The 3,841-nt window shown below is 74.7% G+C and carries 3 protein-coding genes; 2 read left to right on the top strand and 1 reads right to left on the bottom strand.

From position 1 onward, the window contains the following. Positions 1-600: 600 nt before the first annotated feature. Positions 601-1,665 (top strand): septation protein SepH, encoded by a 1,065-nt coding sequence (gene sepH, locus FNQ90_RS15425; protein WP_182606909.1) that lies wholly within the window; start codon positions 601-603, stop codon positions 1,663-1,665. A gap of 79 nt (positions 1,666-1,744) precedes the next feature. On the opposite strand, the gene FNQ90_RS15420 is transcribed toward sepH, so the two are convergent. After that, positions 1,745-2,587, bottom strand: coding sequence for a sulfurtransferase (locus tag FNQ90_RS15420; protein ID WP_182606908.1), 843 nt, complete (start codon positions 2,585-2,587; stop codon positions 1,745-1,747). 338 nt (positions 2,588-2,925) lie between these two features. On the opposite strand from FNQ90_RS15420, the gene FNQ90_RS15415 reads away from it, so the two are divergent. Then, positions 2,926-3,762: a VOC family protein gene (locus FNQ90_RS15415; RefSeq protein WP_182606907.1), complete on the top strand. Its 837-nt coding sequence runs from the start codon at positions 2,926-2,928 to the stop codon at positions 3,760-3,762. Positions 3,763-3,841 lie beyond the last annotated feature (79 nt).

Here is a 3,841-nt window from a genome sequence, read left to right as displayed (position 1 = left end):
CCGCACCCCGGCGCGCCACCCCGCGCTCCCCCTCACGCCCCCTCGTCGGCCGTGAGGTGGTGTCCCGGGGATGTTCCGCCCCGGGACACCTCGATCCGGTGACCGCCATCCGGGTGGTCCCGCGCACCGGCGTCCCGGGGCCGCGGGAAAGCCTTGTGACGGCCCGTCCGTGCCGGTCGGCCGAGCGGGGACGCGCGTCCCCGACCACCATCCGCGGTCCCGCTCCCCGGTTCCCGCCCGGTGTTCCGCCCGGTGTTCCGCCCGGTGTTCCGGCCGGTGTTCCGGCCGGGGAGCCGACCGGTTCCGGTGGTTCCGCGGGGCTTTCCGGGCGCTCCGGCGCCGACCCGGGAGCGGGACCGGGTTGGCGCGTCCACCCCTCCCGGATGGCCCCGATGGAGTAGTGTGGCCATTCCGGCGGCGTCGGCCGACCGGCCGTCCGAAAAGGTCCGAACCCATCGGTCCCACGGGGTGGCGGGGTGCGGGGCGTCGACAGGACGATGCGTCAGGGCCCCGGGCCCGAGGCATCGGGCAAGTCCGCAGGGTTGTGGCAGGCTGCACCCGGGCAGGCCACACTCGTACCAGCGAGAACCAGCGACGCACGTGACGTCGGCAGGCACCACCCGGGAGGTCCTCATGCCCGAACTGCGTGTCGTGGCCGTCAGCAACGACGGCACACGGCTGGTGCTGAAGGCTGCCGACAACACGGAATACACCCTGCCGATCGACGAACGCCTGCGCGCCGCCGTGCGCAACGATCGTGCGCGGTTGGGGCAGATCGAGGTCGAAAGCCATCTGCGCCCCCGCGACATCCAGGCCCGGATACGTGCCGGCGCCACCGCCGAGGAGGTCGCGCAGTTCGCGAACATCCCGGTGGAGCGCGTGCGGCGGTTCGAGGGGCCGGTCCTCGCGGAGCGTGCCTTCATGGCCGAGCGCGCCCGCAAGACCCCCGTGCGGCGGTCCGGTGAGACCACCGGCCCGCAACTGGGCGACGCGGTCGCGGAGCGGCTGATGGTGCGCGGCGCCGACCGGGACACGGTGCGCTGGGATTCCTGGCGGCGGGACGACGGCACCTGGGAGATCCTGCTGGTCTACCGGGTCGCCGGGGAGACGCACTCGGCGAGCTGGATGTACGACCCACCGCGCCGACTGGTCCAGGCGGTGGACGACGAGGCCCGGGCGCTGCTCGGGGACGTGGACGACACGCCCTCCCCCAGCACACCCTTCGTCCCGCGCATCGCCCGCCTGCCGCGGGAGAGTGAGCGGGAGGCGAACCGGGGCCGGACCGGCCGGGAGCGATCGGCGGAGCCCGTGGCTGCCTCCGCCTCGAACGACCAGGACTCGCTGACCAGTCTGTTGGAGGCGGTGCCCAGCTTCCGGGGCGACCTGGTGGTGCCGGACCGTCCCCCGCCGGAGGACGAGGAGCCGGAGGTCGCCGAGGAGGGGATCGAGGAGGAGCCCCCGGCCGAACGCACGGCCTCCGCGGCGGGCGCCGGTGCGGCGTACGCGGACGTGTTGATGCCCCGGGCGGTCAGCGGTCACCGGGATCGCCTGGTGGGCACCACGGACCGGCAGGCGGAGGCGGACGGTGTCCGGCCCGGTCGGCGGGCGGCGGTGCCGAGCTGGGACGAGATCGTCTTCGGTACCCGCCGCAAGAAGCAGGAGTGACCCGGCACGCGGCGGCGGGGTCCGGTCCGGAGGGTGGATCGGTCCCCGCCGCCGCGTCGTGGTCGGGGGCGGGCCCCGCTCAGCCGGGCTCGGGGCCGACCGCCACCGGTCGGGAGGGATCGGCGCACCACTCACTCCACGAACCCGGGTACAGGGCGGCCCGCACCCCGACCAGGGACAGGGCCAACACCTGCTGCGCCGCCGAGACACCCGAGCCGCAGTAGACCCCGGTCTCCGCGGTCGGGGTGACGCCGAGCGCGGTGAAGCGGGCGGCCAGTTCGTCGGCCGGCAGGAGCGCGCCGTCCGGGCCGACGGCGGATGCGGTGGGGGCCGAGCGGGCGCCGGGGATGTGTCCGGCCGCCGGATCGATCGGCTCGTTCTCACCCCGATAGCGTTCGGGGGCCCGGGCGTCCAGCAGGATCCCGTCGCGGGCCAGTCGGGCGGCCCCCTCGGCGTCCAGCACCGGCATGGCGCCGTACCGGGGGGTGAAGTTCCCCGGTCGGGGGTTCGGGTCCACGGTGGCCAGCGGGCCGTTCCAGCGGGCCAGTCCCCCGTCCAGGACACGGACGTGTTCGTGTCCGGCGTGGCGCAGGAGCCACCAGGCGCGGGCGGCGGCCCATCCCTGTCCGCCGTCGTACACGACCACCCGGGAGTCGTCGTTCACGCCGGCTCGCCGCATGGCGTCCCGCAGGACGTCGGGGGACGGCAGGGGGTGGCGGCCGGTGGGTCCGGGCGATCCGGCGAGTTCGGTCTCCAGGTCGATCCACACCGCGCCGGGCAGGTGGCCGCGCCCGTACTCCTCACGGCCGGGCGGTCCGCCGAGGTTCCATCGCACGTCGAGCAGGACCGGGGGGTCCGCGTCGGTGTGGGGGTCGGCGAGCACGGCGGCGAGTTCGTCCGGGGAGATGATCGCTGCGGTCATGGGGTCATTGTCCCGTGCGGGCGCCCTGCGGGCGGGAAGCCGGGGCCGCGTCGCCGTCCGCCCGTTCCCACCCTTTCCGGACACCGATGGTGACCGATTCGGTACGGCGCGGAGTGGTCGGGGGGAAGTTCGGACGAAAACCCACGACACCCCGGCCCGTACCGGCCCCGCATGACGACGCGGGAGGAGATCGGTGGGAGCATCGACAGTGACACCGGTGTCATCGCCCCGGGCCCCGGGCGACCGGGGCCGGCCGACGGTTCGGACGGTGTCCGCCGAACGGCACCGGGAGCGCGAGGCCCCGGAAGCGCCCGGTTCAGTTCCGAGGAGAGGCGACGATGACCGAATCCGTGAGCGGACCCACCCCCGGCGTCCCGTGCTTCGTCAGCGTGATGATGCACGACCTGTCGGCCGGTCGGCGGTTCTACGGGGAGTTGTTCGGGTGGGAGTTCGAGGCGGGTCCGGAGATGTTGGGCCCGTACCTCAACGCGATGGTGGACGGTCGTCCGATCGCCGGTCTGGGCGGGATGGCGCCGGGGCGCAGGCACCCCGTGGACTGGGTGCCGTTCTTCTCCACCGCCGACGCCGACGCCACCACCGATCGGGTGCGCGAGTGCGGCGGCACGCCGGCGGTCGGGCCGATGGATGTGGAGCAGGCCGGCCGGGTCGCCCTGGCCGCCGATCCCCTGGGCGCGGTTTTCGGGGTCTGGCAGGCCGGTGTCGAGTACGGCACCCCCTTCTCCACCCGTCCGGGGTCCCCGGTGTGGACCGAGCTGGTGACCGTGGAGTCCTCGATGGTGAGCAAGTTCTACTCACTGGTCTTCGATGACGATCCGCGGCCGGAGCGCCGTGACGGCGCCATCGACGGCACCGGAACGGCGGACGGCACCGGGGCCACCGAGGATTACGTGGTGCTGTATCACGACGACCGTCCGGTGGCCGGGATCCACGGGGTGGGCACGGCCGGCCTGCCACCGGGGCACGGCGCGTGCTGGGTGACCTACTTCTCGGTGGCCGACCCCGAGGAGGCCGCCGCACGGGTGACCCGTCTGGGCGGAAAGGTGCTGGGGGCGGTGCAGCGGGCCCCCTTCGGCGAGTTCGTGCGGGCGACCGACCCCGAGGGCGCGCCCTTCGGCCTCGTACGGCCGGCCGAGCCCGCGCCGAGCGGGGGCTGAGCCGCCTCCGGGCCGACGCGGACGGGGTCAGCCGGCGCGGATCGGACCCCGCACGTCCTTTGGGGCGGGGGGTCGAGGC

The organism is Streptomyces alkaliphilus, assembly GCF_014141535.1.
GTDB lineage: Bacteria > Actinomycetota > Actinomycetes > Streptomycetales > Streptomycetaceae > Streptomyces > Streptomyces alkaliphilus.
The sequence above is the reverse complement of the archived record's forward strand: the minus strand, read 5'-3'. Positions and strand labels throughout refer to the sequence as shown.